The sequence below is a fragment of the Roseibium sp. genome (assembly GCF_048260565.1).
Taxonomy (GTDB): Bacteria; Pseudomonadota; Alphaproteobacteria; order Rhizobiales; family Stappiaceae; genus Roseibium.
Genome location: NZ_JBLXGP010000011.1, coordinates 122,024 through 143,067, shown reverse-complemented (window position 1 = coordinate 143,067; position 21,044 = coordinate 122,024). Strand labels below are relative to the sequence as shown.

Sequence of the window (21,044 nt, the reverse complement as noted above, 5' to 3'; positions counted from 1 at the left end):
CCTCCCGGCTTGTTTCCTCAGGCGGCCTTCAGGGCTTTCTGCATCCGGCCTTTCACGAAGGCCCTCGCCTCCAGCCGCGCCACGTCGACCGCGAACCGGCGCAGGAACGCGGCAATATCCTCGTCCGCTCCGAGTGCTCCGTCCTGGATTTCCGACAACAGGGCTTCGGTCAGCGTGCGGGCCTGCTCCAGGCTCATGTCCCGGGTAAAATCCGCCTCGGCGCTGCGGGCGATCTCGATGGCCAGCAGAAACGCCTGATGGGACCTGAGCGGCAGCCCCGACTTGCGCAGGACCGCCTTCAGCGCCGGCAGGCGGACCGACATCAGGAGATGTCTCAAGCGGTCCGGCGGCACGTTGCCGAGAAGGGAGAGCGCGGCTGCAAACAGCCGCAACCGGCCGCAGCACACGGCGCGCAACAGGAATTTCGTCGTCAGCAGGGCCTCGGCACGCAGGTGCTCGACGAAGTCCGGCATCTCGGCATCGGAGGCTTCCAGGGCGAGATGCAGGGTCACCTTGTCGGCCGCGTCCGCCAGGAACTCCTCCTTCAGATGATCGGGAACCTTTTCGGCAAACATGGGATGGCTCTCCAGCCGCTCCGCGAACCGGCTCAACAACTTGTGGCGCAAGGTCAGGGAAAGACCGGGCCGGTTCAGGAGCGCCTCGCTCACCGGCAGGACCGCTTCGTGGCGCTCTGCAATGCGAACCAGGCTGGACCTGAGGATTTCGGCCGACCGGTTTTCCAGCATCACCTGGCACGCCCGGGCACAGCCGACCTCGGCAAGGGCCGCGGCTACGACCGGCTGAAGCCCCTTCCGTCCGGCGATGGCGCACTGGATCCTGTCCGATCCTTGAGCCAGGGCATCGACGAGTTCGACCTCGGTAAAGACCGGTGAGGACTTGAGGACGATCTCGGCAATTGTCTCGACGTCCTCTGAAAGACTGAGAATGACGTGCCGCGGGGCCTGGCTGTGTTCCGCCAGGCTTCGCGCCAGAGCCTCCCTCACCTCAGGACAGGGATCGTCCAGAAGGAAGGTCAGCGCAGCGGCGGCGCCCCTGCGATCTTCTTCGCTCAAGTCGGAATAAAGCCAGGCACGGGCAAGTGCGCCGGCGGCATCCGCGCGCGGCGCGTCCGGAGCACTTTCAACCCAATTCAGAAACTCTCGTATGATCATGGTGACGCACAACTGGTCTTCGGTTCAGGTTCAAGCCTGACATCAAAGACTTAACGATCGGTTCACCATAATTATGACAAGCCGCATCCGTGGGCCGGATCCGTGAGCCGGCGCATGGATCCACTCACGCCGGCGGCAGCAGATCCTTCTGATCGTCATCGTCCTTGAAGCGCAGGAAACGCGTCAGATCCAACGGGCGATGCCGTTCTGTTGCCGCCAGTTCCTGGGCGGCAACCTGCGACGATGCACTGCTGGTATAGCGGCTGTCGGAAACGGCCGTGAAAGCCGTTGTATAGGCGGTGTTGACACCGGTCGACGCCGAAGCGGCGTCATTTCGGAAGAAGGCCTCAAACGGGTTCTGCGTTTCCGCGGCTCGGAAAGCGTTCAAGACCCGTTGCGTCGCCTCGTCCAGGTTCTCCGGCAGGCTCTCCGGCATGCCCCTATCGGCCACCGGCTGCGCACTGGCGACCGGCGTCCCGGTCCCCGGCTTGGCACTCGGGACAGCCGCGGAACCGGAAAGGCTTGCGATCATAGTGACGGCATCGTGTTTGGAAACGATGGCGTCATAGACTTCCGATGCCGAACGGGGCGAGCCGTTCTGATCATAGAAGATCGACCGATTGGCCCGCGCCTGGGTCGGGAACAGCTTGTCGGCGCGCATATCCGCATTGTCCTGGGTCGCGCTGATCAGCCGGTTTGCGCCCGACGCCCCCAGGAAATGCGCCATATACAATTCGCCGTCGGTCGGATTGCGTCCGAGTTTCTTGCTCAGTTGAGTGGCGTTTTTCTGGGTAAGTTCCCCGGCCAGGACGGATGCGATCTCCGGATCCTTGCGCAGGTCGAGAATCTCCTGGCGCATCTCCGGGTCCTTCACCCGGTACTTACCGCTTCTGGTTTGCTCGATCTGGTCCGCATACTTGGCCAGCCCGTGTTCCGGCCCGGCCTGTTTCATGGTTTCAAGCCAGGTGGACTCGATGAACTGGAAAAGCCCGGTCGCGCTCGATGTGCTGGCCTTGGCCTGAGGATTGAACGACGATTCCCGCGCCGCCGTCTTTACCAGGTACTCGAAGGAAGTACCGGTCGATGTACTTGCGGACTGGAATGCCTGCTCGATCCGAGACGCGATCGAGGCGGAGTCAGCTACTCGCATGATCCCTTCTCCCCGATGAAACCGTTACTAGTTTGTTAACTTCGCGCCCGAATGGTTAACAAAATCTTAACAGCCATCATTCAGGAAGATATTCGGAAGGGAAGTCACCCCTTTCACACGAATGACCTGTCAGATTTACCAAGATGAAGGGCATGGCGCTGTGAACAAGCCCCAAAACAACGGCCGGGAACATCCTGAAGATGATCCCGGCCGACTCGACGAATTGGCGGCGGTTTTCGCATTTTGCGAAAATCAGCCCTGCGGGCGGGTCATCTCGAAGACTTCGTCGGTGACCGCGTAATCCTTGTATCCGAGACGGGTCAGCGGCCGGACACGGGTGATGTCCAGTCGGCCATCGACAATAACGCTGTCGTCGATATGAACGGCAACCACCTGGCCGAGCACCATCCAGTTATCGGCGTCCTTGCCGTCGACGTCCTGCAGGCGAATGGTTCTCAGGTGCTTGCACTCCAATGCCGTGTAGGCCTTGGCGACCCGCGGAGCCTTGACCAGCCGTGACGGGGCCATTTCGAGGCCAGCGTGATCGAATTCCGACTCGCCATGCGGCAATGGCGCCGACGACGCGTTCATGGCGTCCTTCAGGTGGTAACTCGCCATATTGCAGACGAAGTCCCCGGTCTCGTCGATGTTGGCAACACTGTCCTTGTAGCCATTCGACGAGAACATCACGATCGGCGGGGTATCCGCGACCGCATTGAAGAAGCTGTAGGGCGCCAGATTCGGCCGGCCTTCCTTGTCGAGGGAGGAGATCCAGCCGATCGGCCGGGGGGCGACGATGGCCTTGAAAGGATTGAACGGCAATCCGTGATCGTTCTTGGACGTTTCGTAAAACATGGGCTTCAGCTCTCTGACCAGTCGGTGCAAATCTGCGTCAGTTCCGGACGCGGGCGTTCAAACGGTGCCTGGGTCGGCGTACCGATGTGGATGAAGCCGGCGAAGCGCTCGCCCGCCTTCGCTCCGAGGAATTGGCTTGCCTCGTCGTCAAAGGCATACCATTCGGAAATCCACTGGGCGGCATAGCCCGATGCGGTGGCAGCGCTCACCAGGTTCATACACACCGCACCTGCGGATAGCTCCTGTTCCCAGACCGGGATCTTCGGATGGACCTTGGCACAGCTGAGGACACCGACGACGAGCGGTCCCCGGGTAAAACGTGTCAGTTCCTGCTGCCGGCGCGCTTCATCCAGCGGCGCCCCTTCCTTCGCTTCGGCGATTTCCAGCAGCTTCGCTCCAATCCGCTCGCCCTGTTCCGCCCGATAGATGACGAAGCGCCAGGGGGCAAGCTTGCCATGGTCCGGCACACGGGCGGCAACGGTCAGAATATCCGTCAGCTCCGCTTCAGAAGGCCCCGGAGCCGCCAGGGTGACGGAGGGATGCGAGCGGCGCCTGAGAAGGAAATCGAGAGCCTCCTGGCAACGGGGCGCAAAATTCGACATGTCGGGGATCGCCTGTCTTTGGGGGGTGAGTTGTGGAAGTATCTGCCGCATTGAGGTAATTCATCGAACGCGGTTGTCAACTTTTAACGAATAGGTCTTGAATTTGCCCGATTTTTCGGCACACAAGACAAGGGCACAAAATAGCGTATGCATGACATGGCAGTCATGAAAAGAAACCGCCGTAGGGTATCGGGGTAAGAATGGGCAAGTTCGGAATCGTGAAGCGATCTTGCAAAGCGGCAGCAATCGGCCTGGCAGTCATTGCAGGTCTCGTATTTGCGCCTTCAGCCGGAAGTCTCCCCGGTTTCACGGACGCAGCGTATGCCCAGACCGCGCCGATGCCGCCACGAGCAAAACCCGATCCCAATGCACCGGCCGCCGCATCGGCAAATCCGATCGAAAACCTGCTCGACCGTGATCCGGAACCTTTGTTCAGCGACGCTCTGGTTCCCTACGCGCCGACCCAGTTGCCCGGCGACGCGTTCCCTGCCGGGACCAAGCAGGGCGCGCTCTATCTGATGGCGAAACTGACCCGCGACAGCAAGGCGCTCGAAAGCGGTCTGGTCTGGCGCATCTACAGCGAGACCACAAACGAGGACGGCCGACTGGAACTGGTTGCCACCTCCCGCGGCGGCGATGCCGAGTTCCGTCTCGATCCCGGCGCCTATCTGATCCACACCGCCTATGGCCACGCGACGGCCACCAACCGGATCGTTATCGGCCGGGACGTCATGTCCAAGATGGTGATCCTGAACGCGGGCGGCGTAAAACTCGACGCCATGCTGACCCAGGACCAGCCGATCAAGAACGGCTCGGTCGAGTTCGACATCTACGGCACGGAGTTCAACGAACGCGGCGAGCGCAATCTCGTGGCCCAGGACATCAAGCCGGGCACGATCGTGCGGCTGAATTCCGATACCTACCATGTGGTCAGCCGTTACGGCGGCGCCAATGCGGTCGTCCGCGCCGATATCCAGGTGCTTCCCGGCAAACTGACCGAAGCGACCATGTATCACCAGGCCGCAGATATCACGCTGAAGCTCGTCAACGATCCGGGTGGCGAGGCCATCGCGAACACCTCCTGGTCCGTGCTCAGCCCGGGCGGCGACGTGGTCGTGGAGGCAAACGGCGCGTTTCCGGCCTTCGTCCTGTCGGCCGGCGAATATGAGGTGGTCGCGCGGAACAACGGCAGGCTGTTCCAGCGCAAGTTCAAGGTCGCATCGGGCGATGACAAGGAAGTGGAAGTCCTGGCGAACGCGAGCGACGCGGCTCCCGCCAGCATGACCCAGTAGAACCGTCGAAGATATCCGGTCCGGCAATCACTTTCAGTCTAAAGACGTACCCGGCAGCACGGGGAATTCACGCTCGATGTGAGCGCAAATTCCCCTTGGAATGCCTGAAGCCTTACTTGAGATCCGGCGCGACCGCTTCGTCGGCGAAGGCCGCGATGGCCTCGTCCAGACCCATGGAGGTCTGGTCCTTGGACCCAAGGCGGCGGACGTTGACGGTCCGCTCTTCCGCTTCCCGCTTGCCGCAGACGACAATCGCCGGGATCTTGGCCAGCGAGTGTTCGCGGACCTTGTAGTTGATCTTCTCGTTGCGGAAATCGGTTTCCACCTTGAGACCGGCTGCCCGGAGTTTTTCGGCGACTTCCTGGCCGTAGTCGTCGGCGTCCGAGGTGATCGTCGCGACAACCACCTGCAGCGGCGCCAGCCACAGCGGGAAATGCCCGGCGTAGTTCTCGATCAGGATGCCGAGGAACCGTTCCATGGAGCCGCAGATGGCCCGGTGGATCATGACCGGGGTCTTCTTCTCCCCGTCCCGATCCACATAGAAGGCGCCGAACCGTTCGGGCAGGTTGAAGTCCACCTGGGTGGTGCCGCACTGCCATTCCCGGCCGATGGCGTCCCGAAGCGTATATTCGAACTTCGGCCCGTAGAAGGCGCCCTCGCCCGGAAGGATGTCGGTCTTGATGCGGCCGCCGGACTGGTCGGCGATCTGCTTCAGCACCTTTTCCATCACCGCTTCGGCGTGATCCCACAGCTCGTCGGAACCGACGCGCTTTTCCGGCCGGGTCGACAGCTTGACCACGATCTCGTCGAAGCCGAAATCCTTGTAGACCGACAGGATCAAGTCGTTGATCTTCAGGCACTCCGCCGCCATCTGCTCTTCGGTACAGAAGATATGCGCATCGTCCTGGGTGAAGCCGCGCACGCGCATCAGCCCGTGCATGGCGCCTGACGGCTCGTAGCGGTGCACCGCGCCGAACTCGGCCAGTCGCAGCGGCAGGTCGCGGTAGGACTTCAGTCCGTGCTTGAAGATCTGAACGTGCCCGGGGCAGTTCATCGGCTTCAGAGCGAACACCCGGTCGTCCTCGGCTTCCGTGTCGGCGCACTGCACGGAGAACATGTTCTCCTTGTACCAGCCCCAGTGACCGGAGGTTTCCCACAGCGAGGTGTGCAGCACCTGCGGCGCATTGACCTCGTCATAGTCGGCGTCCAGCCGGCGGCGCATATAGGCCACCAGCTTCTGGAACAGGCTCCAGCCCTTGGCGTGCCAGAAGACGACGCCCGGTCCCTCTTCCTGGAAATGGTACAGGTCCATTTCCCGGCCGAGCTTGCGGTGATCGCGCTTTTCGGCTTCCTCCAGCATGTGGAGGTAGTTCTTCAGGTCGCTGTCGCTCGCCCAGGCGGTGCCGTAGATGCGGGTCAGCATCGGCTTGTTGGAATCCCCGCGCCAGTAAGCGCCGGCAACCGTCATCAGCTTGAAGGCATTGCCGATCTTGCCGGTGGAATCCATATGCGGACCGCGGCACAGGTCGAACCACTTGCCCTGGCGATAGATCTTGAGATCCTGATCTTCCGGGATCGCGTCGACCAGTTCCACCTTGTAGGCCTCGCCCATATCGGCGAACACGTCCCTGGCCTTCTCCCGGCTCCAGACTTCCTTGGTGAACGGCTCGTTGCGGGCGATGATCTCGCGCATCTTCTTTTCGATGACGGTCAGGTCGTCCGGCGTGAACGGCCAGTCCTCGCGGGTGTCCGGATGAACGCGCTTGAAGTCGTAGTAGAAACCGTTCTCGATCACCGGACCGATGGTCACCTGGGTGCCCGGCCACAGCTCCTGCACGGCCTCGGCCATGACATGGGCCGCATCGTGCCGGATCAGTTCCAGCGCGCGCGGTTCGTCACGGGTGACGATCTCGATGCTGGCGTTTTCGGTGATCGGATCTGAGAGATCCCTCAGCTCGCCGTCGATGGAGACGGCCACGGCCTTTTTCCGCAAGGATTTGGAAATGCCTTCGGCGATCTCGGCACCGCTGATACCGGGTTCGAATTCGCGCACGGAATTGTCGGGGAAAGTCAGGCTGATCATATCTTTTCTCCAGCTCACTCCTGCAGACAAGGCAGGTAAGCGTTTCTCGTTTGATTGACGGGCTTTCACATAAGCGATTTGGACGGGAGGGGCAACCTTTGGAGGTTCACTTCAGTCTATGATCCGTCATCAACTCTGTTTTGCGAGTCCGTCTCTGAGTTTTGCATTTAGGATGACGATGATCTTTCGCATGACGAAACGCCGTGCCCCTCACCTGTTCTCCAGCCGCTTCAGGTACCAGCGGATCAGTTGGTCCCAGACGATGTCCTTTTCCGCTGAATCCTCGCAGCCGTGATCCAGGTTGGGATTGTCGTTGACCTCGATGACCACGACCCGGTCGCCGATCTGTTTCAGGTCGACGCCGTAAAGCCCGTCGCCGATCAGACGCGCGGCGCGGATGGCGGTTTCCACCACCGCGGGCGGGGCCTCGGCGAGCGAGGTGGAACGGAAGCTGCCCTCGACCGACTTCTTGCCGTCCTCGTGGCGCACGATCTGCCAGTGCTTCTTCGCCATCAGGTACTGGACCGCAAACAGCGGCTCGCCGTCGAGCACGCCGATGCGCCAGTCGAACTCGGTCGGGCAGTATTCCTGGGCCAGGATGATATCGCTGTCCTCGAACAGCTCCTTCAGCTTGTCCCGGATCGCCTCCTCGCCCGTCACCTTGAACACGCCCCGGCTGAAGGATCCGTCCGGGATCTTCAAGACCACGGGAGACCCGAGCCGGTCTTCCAGCTGGTCTGCCTCCTTCAGCGACGACAGGATCACGGTCTTCGGCGTCGGCACCCCGTGCGCCTCCAGAAGCTCCGCCAGGTAGACCTTGTTGGTGCAGCGGATCATGGAGACCGGATCGTCGATGACCGGCATGCGCTCCTGCACCGCGCGGCGCGCAAAACGATAGGTGTGATTGTCGATATTGGTGGTCTCGCGGATGAACAGGGCGTCGTACTGGGCCAGCCGGTCGAGATCCCCCTTACCGATCGGCACCAGCTCCACCCCGTGGCGCGCGGCAACCTTCGCCATGTATTTCAGCGACGAAAGGCTTGACGGCGGCAACTCCTCCTTCGGATCGGAAAGCACGGCAAGCGCATATTTCATCACCGCGCGCTGCTTCGGCGCGCGCCAGGGGCGGTGCGTGTAGCGCTCCAGCGCCTCGATCAGGAAGGTGCGGCGGGGCGCGTCCAGCTCGGTGATCGCCAGCGGCCGGATCCTGCGGATCGCCCGCCATTCGCCCGGCTCGACCGTAACCTCCAGGATGGGGGTCCGGTACCAGTCGAACAACAGCCGCGCGAAGGGTTCCAGCTGGTCGTTGCCGGTCTGCCCGAGACAGACGGTGATCCTGGAAATTTCCGCCGCCGCCTCGCCGATCTTGCGGAAGCACTGGTTCAGGCTGTTTTCCAGTTCCGGCAAGGCATGGTTATAGAGCTGCTTGCGCGACAGCTCGATCATGGTCTCCACGCTCGGCAGCACCCGGTGCTGGCGCGCTTCTGCCAACAGCGAGGCATAGTAGCCGGCGCCCTGGTAGGCATAGGAGCGGGAGAAGTTCAGGATATTCGGATTGATGCCGGTAAACAGCTTCGGCCGCATCAGGTAGTCCCTGACGGTCATGACCTTGTGCGCCGTATCCGCGTTGGAGATGTCTTTCAGATTGTCGACGAGAATGACCCAGGTCGGCATCGCCAGTTATACCTTCTTGAGAAGAATTTGAGCCCGGACCGCCGTCCGGCCCCATCGCGCCATGCGCTCGAATTCCGCATCCGGGATCGGCAGGTTGGCCGCATCCGCCGGACTTTCGTGCCGCTCGTGTTCCAGCCACGGATCGTGAACGATCAGATGGCGCTCGTCCTGATCGTGCACAAGGATCCAGTGCGGGACTTTCTGGCCGAACATGCGGTAGCCGGAGATCAGCACGATCGCCACCGCCCCTTTGGCGACCTCCGCAGCCAGATCCCGGGCGCCCAGCGGCTGATCGGACGCGGTAACGCCCAGCGCCTGCGCGTCCCGCCGATAGCCCTCCTGCACCAGCCGCATCACCTCCCGCTTTTCCGGATCGCGCACGGAGGACAGGAACAGCGGCTCGTCCGGCGACAGCCGCACCTCCGCCGTCAGCCCCTTCCGCGCTGCCGCCGTTGCCAGTCCGAAAGGCCCGCAACCGCCGTGCCCTGAGGCAAGATAGATCGTGGTCGCCTCACGCCAGAGCGAGAGTTCGGTCAATGTATCGGTCGGAAAGGTGCTGTCGAACTGCTTCGCCGCCATGATCAGGCAGGCCGGGCCGCAGGTGAATTCGGTGGTCTGCGCGTAATAGGGCGCACGTCCGCGCCCAAGGCCCGGTTCATGACCTGGTCCGTGCAGCAGCTTTTCCATCCGAAGCGCCGTGCAGCCGTCCTCGTAATACTCGGGTACCCGCCCGCAAGAGCGGTACCCGGAGGCGCGGTAAAGGCCGATCGCAGCCTCATTGTCCTCACGCACCTCCAGGCGAAGCACGATCCTCTCTTCCTCGAAGGCCGCGCGCTCGCTGGCCGCAAGCAGGCGTCGGGCAAGCCCGGAACCTCTGCTGTCCGGATCGACCGCAAGCGAATAGAGCCGGGCCAGCGCGGTGCCGCTGCGCAGCAGGATCAGCGCGTAGCCGGCGATCCTGCCGGCGATCTCGGCAACTAGAAGCCGCGCGGTCGAACGCTCCAGAAACCGCCTGAAACTGCGCCGCGACACGCGGTCTGTTTCGAAGCAGCGGTTTTCCAGTGCAACCAGACCGTCCAGATCGGTCGGATCGGCTTCCCGGATTATGATTGGATCAGCAACATCGTCGGGCAATCATTCGGCCCCGAAAGCCCGGCGTCCAGGCGCCGGTAAATTGAACCTTCGATCCGGCGGTTAAGCGGCCGGAAAAAGACTCGACCGCTGCCGCCGCAGCGACAGCCTCAATACTCCTATCGCGCGGCTCTGTCTTGCAAAAAACGCAAGGTCCGCAACGTCACGGATCAATTCGGAACCTCAGCCGACGACCTTCGCGCGGTCCTTGCCCGTCTGGCGCAATTCGGCGTCGCGCTTCGCCTTGGCAACGGCTTCCTGACCGCCGCGGGTCTCCGTCATCATCGACAGGTCGTTCTGATTGTCCTGATCGACCGGCGTCAGCGCCAGATCCGTATAAGTCTTGCGATCCGATGCCCGCTTGATCGCCTTGTAGCGCCAGTAGAACTTGGCGACGTTGCTGACGATCGCCCAGTGCTTGGAAACGATCTCGGTCAGGTAACGGGGATAGAAGACCAGCGGGTTTTCGATCGGCATGCCGGACCGGCGGTCGGTGCGCACCTTGATCCGGAAATAGCCGCCTTCAAGCGGATGGACGCCTTCGTAGCGGACCATCAGCCAGAACCACATCATCAGGAACAGCTTGTTGCCCGGACGCCCCCTCGGGTGGGCCGCGGCCCGGCGCAGAACCGTCGTCACGTGATCCATGCTGTAATAGCTGTCCCAGGCCGCACGGTAGGCGTCCTCCCACTCTTCGTCCGACATGGTCGGATGATGGCTGACCCGGTGGTTAAGGTCGTATTTGTTGAGGTCCGGATCCATCCAGATGCCCTTTTCCAGAAGCACCTTGTGGTCCTCCGATCCGGGCAGCGGCGTCAGGAAGAAGAACTCCAACAGGTCGAGCGGCAGTTCCTTCTTGATGATCTCGATGTCCCGCAGGACGGATTCCTTGGTGTCGTTCGGGAACCCGATGATGTAGCCGGCATAGGTGGTCGCGCCATGGTCGCGCCATGCCAGAAGCATCTCGCGGTATTCGGTGATCTTGTTCTGCCGCTTCTTGGCGGCCAGCAGGTTGTCCGGGTTGATGTTCTCAAGCCCGATGAACACCCGGTTGACCCCGGCGCGCGTCGCCTTCTCGATGAAATTCTTGATCCGGTGACACAGCGTATCGACCTGGATGATGAACTTGATGTCGAAGCCTTCTTCCTCGCGCAGGTAGATCAGCCGGTCGAACAGTTCTTCCCAGTGCCGGTTACGGGCGAAATTGTCGTCGGTGATGAAGAAGCGGTTGATCTTCTGGGCGTAGTTGTCGCGGATGATCCGCTCCAGGTCGTCGGCGGACCGGAAACGGCTCTTTCGACCCTGCACGTTGATGATGGTACAGAAAGAACACTGGAACGGGCAGCCGCGTCCCAGATCGAAACTGGAATGGGAACCGGCGGTGAACTGGATGTGCTTCGACGGCAGGATCGGCGTCGGCTCGCCGTCGAGCGACGGCAGGTCCGACATGAAATTGTAGACCGGCTTCAGCTCGCCCGCATAGGCATGACGGAAGACGTCGTCCAGACGCAAATCCTCAGCCTCGCCTGCGAAGAAGGAAATCCCCAATTTCTGGGCGTCGACCATCTCCTGCGGCATTTCCTTGAGCATGGACATGCAGCCCGAAACATGGAAGCCGCCGATGGCGACCGGCAGGTCCGCCTTCAGGAACTTCTGAGCCAGGTCGACCGCACGCGGGAACTGGTTGGACTGCACCCCGACCAGCCCGATCAGGGCCTTCCCGCCGGACTGCCGGATCATGCGGATGATCTTTGCCGGTTTTACCCGCGTGTTGGTCTCGTCAAAGGTGTGCAGGTGGATGCGCACATCGGGCCCCAGCGCCTTCCGCTCGATCGCGGCCTCTGCAAGGCCGTTCAGGCAGGCGAGCGTGTTGGAAGGGATTGCGGAACGCAGCCATTGGATCGGATAGCCGTCGTCGTCGTAATGCGTCGGCTTGATCATGACGAAATGGAAGTCTTCCACGTGCAATTCTCCACCCTTGCGGGGTTGTTGGATTTTACCCGGGCGACCCTCGCATTCGACTGCCGCAGGGTCAATGGATAAAACGGATTTCTCCAGTCGGATCGGCCGTATCCGGCCATGTCTAATCCAGGCGCTGCCCCTGCTCGATATGCCCGCCCGTCCAACGGCCGTACCGCCACGGCCGGAACCAGTTTCTCCCCTTCGGAAGATGGTCGGGGATGGGATCGTAACCCGACGCCCCCCACGGGTTGCACCTCAGGATCCGGGCAAGCCCGATCCAGCCACCGGCCCACATGCCGTAGGTGCGGATCGCCTCTTCGGTATATTCCGAACAGGTCGGCGCGTAGCGGCATCCACGCCCCATGAAGGACGACAGCGTATACCGGTACAGTCGGATCAGCCCGATCCCGACGAATTTCGGCAGGTCTTTGAGAATGGTCATCGCCGGGATCTTATAACAATCAACAGTCTGCCGCCCTGCAACCGATTGATGGTTTTCTTTACAAGCTTTCGTGATCACGCAACAGTTTTCGCACCGGACCCGGCATGCTCCGCCTCGATCTGGTCCAGCGCATCGGCGATGGCGTCGAAGACCAGCATGGTGGAGGCATGGCGCGCTTTATATTCGCGCACCGGCTCCAGGAACTTCAGGTCCTCGAAGCGGCCCGTGGGCGGCTCGCCGCCTTCCTTCAGCATGGCGCGCATTGTCTTGCGAACTTCGCGCAACTCTTCCGGCGTGGCCCCGATGACATGCCGGGCAACGACCGACGAGGACGCCTGGCCCAGCGCGCAGGCTTTTACGTCATGGGCATAGTCCGACACGACGCCGTCTTCCAGGCAAAGGTCCACGATCACAGTGGAACCGCACAACTTGGAATGCGCCTTTGCCGTCGCCTGAGGATGCTCCAGACGCCCGATCCGCGGAATGTTTCCCGCGAATTCCAGGATCCTGGCATTGTAGATATCGTCAAGCATACTCGCCTCTTCGTGAAACCGGGTGATGACCGTCTGCATTGCAGCCCACACGTCTTTCCCTATATAGATCAGGCGTTGTCGGTTTTCTGCAAGAGCATGAATTAATCGCCCTGTAAGCCAGATAGGCGTATCATCCGCTTCAGAGCACCGCGGCACAAGCCGGCTGAGATCAAATCCTCCGTGGATTCGCCCTGGGCGTTTTTCACGGCCGGACAACCGGAAAAGAAAAGATACGGCGGAGTGATCTGCTTTGCCGGGAAAAGCGTATGACGGGTAACCAGGGCAAATTAGCGGGGATCGAAATGGACGCAGTCCTCAAGCAAGTCGGCAAGAAATTCGAGCGCAAGGCTCCCGATCAGCTCAAGCGCCCGAGCCGCGAGGAAGCGGAAGCCGCTGTGCGCACACTGATCGCATGGACCGGCGACGATCCGGAGCGCGAGGGCCTTCAGGACACGCCGAGGCGCGTCGTCAAGGCATTCGAACAGCTTTATTCCGGCTATTTCGAAGACCCGTTCTCCCATCTGGAACGGGTTTTCGAGGATGTCGGTGGCTACCACGATATCGTCATGGTGCGCGGTATCCCCTTTAACTCCTTCTGCGAACACCACATGCTGCCGTTCATCGGTCAGGCGCATATCGCCTATTATCCGGCGGATGGCGTCGTCGGCCTGTCCAAGCTGGCGCGCGTGGTCGACATCTTCGCCAAGCGGCTGCAGACCCAGGAACACTTGACCTCGCAAATCGCTTCCGCCATTGACGACACGCTCGCGCCGCGCGGGATTGCCGTCATGCTCGAGGCCGAGCATCAGTGCATGACCATGCGCGGGGTGCAGAAACAGGGTGTGTCCACCATCACCACCCAGTTCACCGGAATTTTCCAGGACGAGCCGGCCGAGCAGGCCAAGTTCATGAGCCTGGTCCGCGGCGGGAGCCGGTAAAGCCCCGCCTTCTTTGAAAGGCCAAGGGGTTTACCAGTGACGACCTCCATCTTCGCAGAGCGCGGCGACAAGACCGCAATCGAAACCGGCGCGGTTCTCCAGCCGAAATTCGACGGCGACGGCCTGATTGCCGCCGTCGTGACCGATCATGCCACAGGCGACGTCCTCATGGTCGGTTACATGAACGCCGAAGCCCTGCGCCGGACCATCGAAACGGGCGAAGCCTGGTACTGGAGCCGCTCCCGCCAAGCCTACTGGAAAAAGGGCGAAACCTCCGGCCAGGTCCAGCATGTGAAGGAAATCCGCACCGACTGCGACCAGGATGCCATCTGGCTCAAGGTCGAAGTCGCCGGCAACGGCGCCACCTGTCACACCGGCTTCAATTCCTGCTTCTTCCGCAAGATCGTCCAGGACGCCGATGGCGGTTTTCGTCTGGAACGCGTGGAAAAGGACCGCGTCTACGACCCGAAGGACGTCTACGGCGCGTAAGTCGCAGACCCATAAAAAAAACACGGCCGTAACGACGGCCGTGCTGTCTGGCGCAGCATGACGTTTTCCGAATTCGCCCTGGCGTGGCCGGTTACGTCATCGTGATGTAGGTTCGCATCTGTTCGGCTTCCATCTCCACCTGAGCGATCCTGTATTTGACCGCGTCCCCGATGGAGATCAGACCCACGACCTTGCCGTCCCGGAGGACGGGGACATGGCGGAACCGGCCCGAGGTCATTTTGGACATGACATCCATGATCGCATCGTCTTCCCCGCAGGTAACGACAGCGGTGGTCATGACATTCGATGCCGGCAGATTGAGGGCCTCCGGCCCCTTGGCTGCCAGCGTCTTGACGATATCGCGTTCGGAAATAATGCCTTCGATGTGATCGGCCGCATCCGTCACAAGGATGGCACCGATTCCCTTTTCCGCCAGGGTGGAGCAAATATCGCGCAGCGGTGTCGTCCCGCGCGCCGTAATCACGTCGCTTCCTTTGCCTTGCAAGATAATACCAACGGTCATTTGCCAACTCCTCCCGTTTTGTCGAGGGAACACCGACGCACGGCGTCCGGTCCGGTATCATGGCAAATTAATCGAACGAGGCAAAGTGTCGCATGAGGTGATTGTTAGAGCACCAGGCGAAAACTTTGCAGCATTTGATGACAGAAAGCAGTTCATTCGGTCAGGAGCGCCGTAAAGCGCGATGCGGTACATCGTGCAAGCGGCGTAACGCAACCGATGGGCCGTTTTCTGACACCCGAAGGGCCGGGCTCTTTCGCCCGCTGACCGCCGCCGTTTGCGCTTGTGGAGCTCGCGTTTGTGGCGGGAAACACCACGGCACGCGACCCGCCTTGTCAGCAGGCAAAAGCGCGCCGGTCAAATGCCGCAAAGTTTTCGCCCGATGCTCTAATATCGCCGCCGCGGCACGGGATCGATGAGGGGAAACAGAAGGAGTCCGGCCAGGAAACCGCCGATGTGCGCCTCCCAGGCAATCGAGCCCGCGCCACCGGCCATGGGCATATTGATCTGGCCGAACACAAAGTTCATTCCGAACCAGACGCCCAGGAAGGCCACCACGGACCTGTTGGAGAAGGATTGCAGCAACGGGGCCGCAGGCACCCGGAAGGCCGCATCGTCCGTTCGCCGGATCACGCCCACGGGGCCGCCCAGCTCGAACACAAAACGCGCGGCTGCCGCCATGTGGCCGGAAATCGCGGCCGAAGCACCGATCATCGGCGCCTGTCCGTCGAAATGGGTGGCCAGATGCATTGCTGCGCCGCCCGCGGCGCAAAGCGCAGAGAAAATCAGAAACCGAAAGGTCCCGAACCGGCGCGCGACCGCACTTCCGAAAACGATCATCCACAGCATGTTGAAGGCTATATGGGCGACGCCGCCGTGCAGAAACGCATAGGTGACGAAAGTCCAGATATCTGCAGCAAGCCCACCGGGAGCGAGCCCGGTTGCAAACACATCCGGTTGGTAGCGCACGGGCCAGAAAGCGAAATAGATGATGATGTCATTGTTCAACGCCGTGGAAAACACATAGGCCTGCAGCACGAATACGACGATCATGATCCCTGCAAGCCAAACCACCACCTTGGGCAGGTTGAAGACCGGTTCCGGCCCCTTCTCTTCAGGCTCGCCCTGTCCGGGCTCGAAAACGTGATGGTTCATCTGAATCCTTCTCGGTATCGCGACAAACATGTACGGCAAATGAAGGCGCTGGCAAGGCATGCGGGCACGGACAGTGCGGCGGGACAGCCCGAGTCCCAAAAGAAAACGCCTGCCACCGGGTCCGGTGACAGGCGTTTGTGCCAACATGACGATGGCTGGTCGCGTCCCCACGCTCCCCCGGAGCAACCTTTATGGAAACTCCACCGGTCAGGCCTTCGAAGGGGCCAGCCCCCGACGGCCCCGATTGCCTAACGCAACATTAAGGTGCCGCAGCCCCGCCTCCCTGGCAACGATAAGCAATCGTTAACCTTAATTAAGCGTAGCGCCTGCCCGTCGTTCCGGATTTCCGCCATTTGGCACGCCCTCTGCTTAACAGGACCCAAACACGGAGATAGAAGCGAAGGTGTCCCGATTTTGGACAAGCGGCCATAACCCGCCCGATTTCGGCACCGCTCTTTAGGACAGGGGCATAATCAGATGAAGAACGGCGTATCCAAAACACTCTACAAGTACTGGAATGATCTGCGCGAAGCGCGTCCTGCCCCCAACCGCAGCGAAATCGATCCCGGCCGGATTCGCTCGCTCCTGGGAGATACCTTCATCCTGGAAGTGAATTCTCCGCATGACGTGCGCTACCGGCTCGCCGGAACCCGCCTCTGCTCGGCCCACTGCCGGGAACTGAAAGGCCGGAATTTCCTGCGCGGCTGGAACGAGAAGGACCGTGAGGCGCTCGCCAGCCTGATCGCCGCCATCACCGAGGATGCGGCCGCGGCCGTCATTGGCGTGGCCGGCCACACAGAACGCGAACAACAGCTGAACATGGAAATGCTGCTTCTGCCGCTGAATGTCCCCGGAGAGGGCCGCATTCGGATCCTGGGCTCCTCCACCCCGATGGAACGCCCCTACTGGCTCGGCCTGCATCCCATTTTGAGCCAGTCGATCACCAGCCTGCGTCTTGTCTGGCCTGACGAGCGCCCGTATTTCCTTAAGCCCGGCGAAGGCGTCAATCCGATCCTGCCGCGCTTTACCGCGGAAGGCATGAGCCTGCCGCCTTCCGGCCTTCCGCAAGGCGCAGAACGGCAGGTCGGGCACCTGACGGTTTATTCGGGTGGAAAATCGTAGGTCGAAGTGTCGGCGCCTTACATATCGTTAACCCCACGTCCGTAAACTGCGAGTCCTTGGGACGTGTGCTACGAGGCCCGTTCCCGGAATACGTGTCAGACGTAGGGGCAAACGGGTATTAGACGCATGGGCGCCGGATTGGCTACAGCAACCGATGGAAGCAAAACGCTTCATGCGACGGACCGGCGTCGGCATCAGCGCGTATCCGTAAATATTCTCGGCCGCTTCATGCTGGAAGACCGGCGCGAATATCCTTGCCAGGTCATCGACATGTCGCCGGGCGGCATGGCCATGATCACACCCGTTTCCGGCCGTGTCGGCGAACGGGTCGTTGCCTATCTCGATCACCTGAGCCGCGTGGAAGGCCGGATCGCCCGCCTGTTCGACGGTGGCTTCGCCGTCGAACTGCGCAACACGCCGCGCAAGCGCGACAAGATCGCCAACGTCCTGACCTGGCTTGCCAACCGCGACGAACTCAATCTGCCCGAAGACCGGCGGCACGATCGCTTCGTCCCGAAAAATCCGATCACCAAGATCGTCCTTCCGGACGGTTCGGAACATATGTGCCGGATCATCGACGTGTCCCTGTCCGGTGCCGCCCTTGCCACCGACGTACAGCCGGAACCCGGCGACAGCATCGCGCTCGGCAAGATGCGCGCCCGTGTCGTTCGTCGCATCGAAGGTGGCATCGCCGTGGAATTCGCGGCCATCCAGAACCGGGAACTGCTGGAACATCATATTTCCAGCGACGACTGACCGGGTCGGCTTCACTTTTACTCGTATCATGAGCGGCTCAGCGGCCGAACGTTACGTAGAAGCGCTTCGGCTTCCTGCGTTTCCGCACGCGCAAATCTGCCTTAAGGGAAACCGGAAAGGCGTTTCCTTCGGAATTTGATAACCCTGCGCACGCCTGGCAGCTAATTTTCTCTCCCAAAAACCATCGGAAAAAGTGCCCCGTATCGTCGGGACGGAACGGTCGAATACCGACGCCCGCGACATCCTTTGATGTTCCGACGCAAGGCCCCGTCCCCGTCATTTCTGGAAACTCTGGCTATTTTTCATAGACTTGCAGACGATACAGACAATTTTATTCAACTTAGATGCAAATTTATTTAAAAGTTGAATACAGATTTATTCAAGTAATGATCAAATCTATCTCAAGATTTATTCTTGATTGATATTTTAAATTTTCAAGAAATAAAATCGATCATGTCATTGTTTCGCCAGCCTTGGGGAGGGCGTTACGATGAAACTACATCAGAAATACACTTACTTACCTGCAATACTTCTTATAGGGGCAGTCGGGTCCTGGTCGGCAGAAGCTTCGCCGAGCCGTTTCATGGCCATGGACACCATCGTCAAGGCGCCGATCGGGCATGTGCAGTTCTGTAGGGAGAACCGCAGGGAATGCCAGGGCGGCACCAACGCGCCGGTGGTTGTCAAGCTGACGGAAGAAAGGTGGAACGAGCTGATCGCGCTGAATCACAAGGTCAACAGCCAGATAAGGCCGGTCACCGACGAAGAAAATTTCGGGAAGCCGGAATACTGGACCTATCCGGTGAACGGTTCGGGCGATTGTGAGGAATATGTCCTCGAAAAGCAGCGCGAACTCATCGCCGCGGGCTGGCCGAGAAGCGCTCTTTTGATCACGGTCGCCAAGGACGTGAAGAATGCCGGCCATGCGGTCCTGACCGTGCGCACCGATCAGGGGGACATGATCCTCGACAATCAGATCGAAGCGGTCCTGCCCTGGTACTCGACGCCGTACAGATACATCAAGCGCCAGTCCACACGCGCTCCGGCGAAATGGACAGGTATCGCGGACACGCGGGTCACGGCAGTGAGCAGCGTGAACGATTAGCCCTGGCGCTTCGGTCCGACGGGCCGACCCGACGTCAGGCAACAGAAATTGGAGGATTGCCCTTCGGGGCAACGGGAAGATCCGGTCGCGTCCCCACCCTCCCCATCCCTACCACGACCGGATCCAGGGAGTCGGCTAGCCCCCGCAAGCCGGCTCCCGTCCTTTTTTCGGTCGCGTCAGAGCGAAATTCCAGGGTTCAGCCGATCAGACCGGCGAAAGCCCCGCCTTGAAGCGCTGCCAGTTGCGCACATAGCCTTCGGCGGACCTGGTGTTCCCTTTGGCCGCCGCCGCATCCAGCTGGCGCATCACCTTCCCCGGCATGCCGACGACCAGGGAATTATCCGGAATAACCTTGCCTTCGGCGATCAGCGCATTCGCACCGATTATGCAATTCTCGCCGATCACCGCCCCGTTCAGGATCGTGGCGCCCATGCCCACCAGGGTGTTCCGTTTGATGGTGCAGCCGTGCAGGATTGCCTTGTGGCCGATTGTGCAATCAGGTCCGATGGTCAGCGGATACCCCATGTCGGTATGAAACACGCTGCCGTCCTGCACATTCGAACGTTCCCCGATATGGATCAGTTCATTGTCGCCGCGCAACACCGCACCGAACCAGACGCTTGCGTCCCGATCGAGCCGGACACGGCCGATCACGTCGGCATCCGGGGCGACCCAGTAGCGGCCGTCCTCGGGAAATTCCGGCTGAACGCCGTCGAGGCTGTAAATTGGCATGCGCCTCTCTCCCCTCCTACATCGTCTTGATTACAGCTTCCCGGCAATACTCAACGCGCACTGCATGACCAGAAGGCCGGAACAGATGCTCCACATGCCCGCAATCGTCGACGAGGCAACCAGCCATCCGATCGGCCTGCCTTCGATTCGGCGGCCCCGAATGGCATTGCGCATGATGATGAAGGGACCTGCGAGCACACACACACCAACGGAAGCGATCGTGCCGATCACGCTATCCACGGCAAAATTGAAACGCGGCGGCTGATCGGTGACCAACTGGTAAAAGCTGCCAATTACGCCTGCTGCGACAAACCCCGCACAACCGATGTACAGCGCGACGATAAGCTGGAACAACACAACATTAACCCTTTGTTAACTTTTACAAGCTGAAGCTGCTTTAGAATTTGTTAAGGGTCAAGTGCAAGCGCCGTGCCGTTTTGAGTCCCGGCCAGCCCGCCTGCGAATCCGGACAGAAATCCTGGCCCATGCTAAAAATGATGAGCGATATCCCATCCCGTTTCGGGACAAACGTCTCCCATCGAGACGGATCAGGCACGTTGTCCGGCCAATATGGAACGCCGGGAGCCGGTCGTTGACCGTGCTTGTGCTCCCCGCTTCGAGCGGTGTCAGCCCGAGGTTTTTCACCTATTTGACCGCCGCCATGGCGGCGCTGGCCATGGTCTACGTGTCGTATCTGGCCGCCCGCTGGACGGGATACTGGAACGGGGACATGGAATGGGCCGACGAGCCGGGAAGCCGGACCGTTTTCGTCGGCGACCAGGCGTTCGAAGTCCCCGTGAACATGATCAGGGCCCCGGCCCAGAGGCTCGGCCTGAGACAGACGGGAGATCACCTGTCGACCCTGCATCTGGGCGTCATGTGGCCCTCCATGTCCGGCTTTGACAAGAACAAGGCGGACCAGTTCGCGGCCTTCGGCGAAGGTTCCAACGTGGTGCTTCTGGATATCAGCAGGAACGCCCGCGGCGAAACCATGCGCGACCGGCTCGATCCGGTCTACCGGCGCCTGGCCAGGGGAAAAGAGGGGGCCGGGCCGGCCGGCCTCAGGGTCCTGACGCTTTCAAGCCCGATCGGCGCCCGCGATCAGATTGTCTATGAACCGGGCAGCGAGACAGGGTTCATCGCCCGTTGCCGCCAGTCGCTCAGCGATACGATCGCCGTCTGCACAGCCCAGCGGGTGCTGTCCGGAGAGCTGTTGCTGACCTACCGCTTCGAAGAGGCGCATCTGGCCAATTGGGGAAGGCTTGAGCGGCGGGCCATTGAGCTGGTCCACGCGCTCGAAATCAGGAAAAAGTAAGGTTCCGGACCGGAAA

21 protein-coding genes are annotated in these 21,044 nt (G+C 60.9%); 7 read left to right on the top strand and 14 right to left on the bottom strand.

Annotated features, from left to right (window positions below):
• Positions 1-17 precede the first annotated feature (17 nt).
• The 4 genes from ACN0SO_RS20370 to ACN0SO_RS20355 all read right to left on the bottom strand — a co-directional run bounded on the left by ACN0SO_RS20370 (position 18) and on the right by ACN0SO_RS20355 (position 3,779).
• Positions 18-1,172 (bottom strand): DUF2336 domain-containing protein, encoded by a 1,155-nt coding sequence (locus tag ACN0SO_RS20370; RefSeq protein WP_417680563.1) that lies wholly within the window; start codon positions 1,170-1,172, stop codon positions 18-20.
• Positions 1,173-1,296: 124 nt separating this feature from the next.
• Positions 1,297-2,322 carry a transglycosylase SLT domain-containing protein gene (locus ACN0SO_RS20365; protein WP_417680562.1) on the bottom strand — a complete coding sequence of 342 codons (1,026 nt, stop codon included), beginning with the start codon at positions 2,320-2,322 and terminating at the stop codon, positions 1,297-1,299.
• Positions 2,323-2,574: 252 nt separating this feature from the next.
• The gene (locus tag ACN0SO_RS20360; protein ID WP_417680561.1) at positions 2,575-3,177 is read right to left on the bottom strand and encodes a flavin reductase family protein; all 603 of its coding nucleotides are present in this window, start codon (positions 3,175-3,177) and stop codon (positions 2,575-2,577) included.
• A gap of 5 nt (positions 3,178-3,182) precedes the next feature.
• The gene (locus tag ACN0SO_RS20355; RefSeq protein ID WP_417680560.1) at positions 3,183-3,779 is read right to left on the bottom strand and encodes a nitroreductase; all 597 of its coding nucleotides are present in this window, start codon (positions 3,777-3,779) and stop codon (positions 3,183-3,185) included.
• A 338-nt stretch (positions 3,780-4,117) separates the two neighbouring features.
• Here ACN0SO_RS20355 and ACN0SO_RS20350 point away from each other — a divergent pair, with 338 nt between their 5' ends.
• Positions 4,118-5,071, top strand: a complete 954-nt coding sequence (locus ACN0SO_RS20350) for a hypothetical protein (RefSeq protein ID WP_417680559.1) — start codon at positions 4,118-4,120, stop codon at positions 5,069-5,071.
• Between the two features lie 112 nt (positions 5,072-5,183).
• Here the strand turns inward: ACN0SO_RS20350 and thrS are convergent, their stop codons facing one another.
• From thrS to ACN0SO_RS20320, 6 genes are all read right to left on the bottom strand, one after another.
• Complete coding sequence (thrS, locus tag ACN0SO_RS20345) at positions 5,184-7,154, bottom strand: threonine--tRNA ligase (RefSeq protein WP_417680558.1); 1,971 nt, start codon at positions 7,152-7,154, stop codon at positions 5,184-5,186.
• 210 nt (positions 7,155-7,364) lie between these two features.
• Positions 7,365-8,828 (bottom strand): RimK family protein, encoded by a 1,464-nt coding sequence (locus ACN0SO_RS20340; RefSeq protein WP_417680557.1) that lies wholly within the window; start codon positions 8,826-8,828, stop codon positions 7,365-7,367.
• A 6-nt stretch (positions 8,829-8,834) separates the two neighbouring features.
• The gene (locus tag ACN0SO_RS20335; protein WP_417680556.1) at positions 8,835-9,962 is read right to left on the bottom strand and encodes a GNAT family N-acetyltransferase/peptidase C39 family protein; all 1,128 of its coding nucleotides are present in this window, start codon (positions 9,960-9,962) and stop codon (positions 8,835-8,837) included.
• A gap of 180 nt (positions 9,963-10,142) precedes the next feature.
• On the bottom strand, positions 10,143-11,900 hold the full coding sequence (locus ACN0SO_RS20330) for a B12-binding domain-containing radical SAM protein (RefSeq protein ID WP_417680611.1): 1,758 nt from the start codon (positions 11,898-11,900) through the stop codon (positions 10,143-10,145).
• 142 nt (positions 11,901-12,042) lie between these two features.
• Positions 12,043-12,363 carry a membrane protein insertion efficiency factor YidD gene (gene yidD / locus ACN0SO_RS20325; RefSeq protein ID WP_417680555.1) on the bottom strand — a complete coding sequence of 107 codons (321 nt, stop codon included), beginning with the start codon at positions 12,361-12,363 and terminating at the stop codon, positions 12,043-12,045.
• Positions 12,364-12,437: 74 nt separating this feature from the next.
• On the bottom strand, positions 12,438-12,896 hold the full coding sequence (locus ACN0SO_RS20320; RefSeq protein ID WP_417680554.1) for an iron-sulfur cluster assembly scaffold protein: 459 nt from the start codon (positions 12,894-12,896) through the stop codon (positions 12,438-12,440).
• A gap of 302 nt (positions 12,897-13,198) precedes the next feature.
• On the opposite strand from ACN0SO_RS20320, the gene folE reads away from it, so the two are divergent.
• Positions 13,199-13,834: a GTP cyclohydrolase I FolE gene (gene folE / locus ACN0SO_RS20315; RefSeq protein ID WP_417680610.1), complete on the top strand. Its 636-nt coding sequence runs from the start codon at positions 13,199-13,201 to the stop codon at positions 13,832-13,834.
• 36 nt (positions 13,835-13,870) lie between these two features.
• Complete coding sequence (gene hisI, locus ACN0SO_RS20310) at positions 13,871-14,323, top strand: phosphoribosyl-AMP cyclohydrolase (RefSeq protein ID WP_417680553.1); 453 nt, start codon at positions 13,871-13,873, stop codon at positions 14,321-14,323.
• Positions 14,324-14,414: 91 nt separating this feature from the next.
• Here the strand turns inward: hisI and ACN0SO_RS20305 are convergent, their stop codons facing one another.
• Positions 14,415-14,846, bottom strand: coding sequence for a CBS domain-containing protein (locus ACN0SO_RS20305; RefSeq protein WP_417680552.1), 432 nt, complete (start codon positions 14,844-14,846; stop codon positions 14,415-14,417).
• A 384-nt stretch (positions 14,847-15,230) separates the two neighbouring features.
• Complete coding sequence (locus ACN0SO_RS20300) at positions 15,231-15,998, bottom strand: rhomboid family intramembrane serine protease (protein WP_417680551.1); 768 nt, start codon at positions 15,996-15,998, stop codon at positions 15,231-15,233.
• 477 nt (positions 15,999-16,475) lie between these two features.
• Here ACN0SO_RS20300 and ACN0SO_RS20295 point away from each other — a divergent pair, with 477 nt between their 5' ends.
• The 3 genes from ACN0SO_RS20295 (at position 16,476) to ACN0SO_RS20285 (ending at position 18,981) form a co-directional block, all read left to right on the top strand.
• Positions 16,476-17,120, top strand: coding sequence for a PAS domain-containing protein (locus ACN0SO_RS20295; RefSeq protein WP_417680550.1), 645 nt, complete (start codon positions 16,476-16,478; stop codon positions 17,118-17,120).
• Between the two features lie 126 nt (positions 17,121-17,246).
• A complete protein-coding gene (locus tag ACN0SO_RS20290) occupies positions 17,247-17,876 on the top strand; it encodes a PilZ domain-containing protein (RefSeq protein WP_417680549.1) in 630 nt (209 codons plus the stop codon).
• A gap of 583 nt (positions 17,877-18,459) precedes the next feature.
• Complete coding sequence (locus ACN0SO_RS20285) at positions 18,460-18,981, top strand: transglutaminase-like cysteine peptidase (RefSeq protein WP_417680548.1); 522 nt, start codon at positions 18,460-18,462, stop codon at positions 18,979-18,981.
• Between the two features lie 204 nt (positions 18,982-19,185).
• Here the strand turns inward: ACN0SO_RS20285 and ACN0SO_RS20280 are convergent, their stop codons facing one another.
• Positions 19,186-19,713 carry a gamma carbonic anhydrase family protein gene (locus ACN0SO_RS20280; protein WP_417680547.1) on the bottom strand — a complete coding sequence of 176 codons (528 nt, stop codon included), beginning with the start codon at positions 19,711-19,713 and terminating at the stop codon, positions 19,186-19,188.
• Between the two features lie 30 nt (positions 19,714-19,743).
• The gene (locus tag ACN0SO_RS20275) at positions 19,744-20,070 is read right to left on the bottom strand and encodes a DUF6949 family protein (protein WP_417680546.1); all 327 of its coding nucleotides are present in this window, start codon (positions 20,068-20,070) and stop codon (positions 19,744-19,746) included.
• Between the two features lie 235 nt (positions 20,071-20,305).
• On the opposite strand from ACN0SO_RS20275, the gene ACN0SO_RS20270 reads away from it, so the two are divergent.
• Entirely contained in the window at positions 20,306-21,028 is a 723-nt protein-coding gene (locus ACN0SO_RS20270; protein WP_417680545.1) for a hypothetical protein, read from the top strand.
• Positions 21,029-21,044 lie beyond the last annotated feature (16 nt).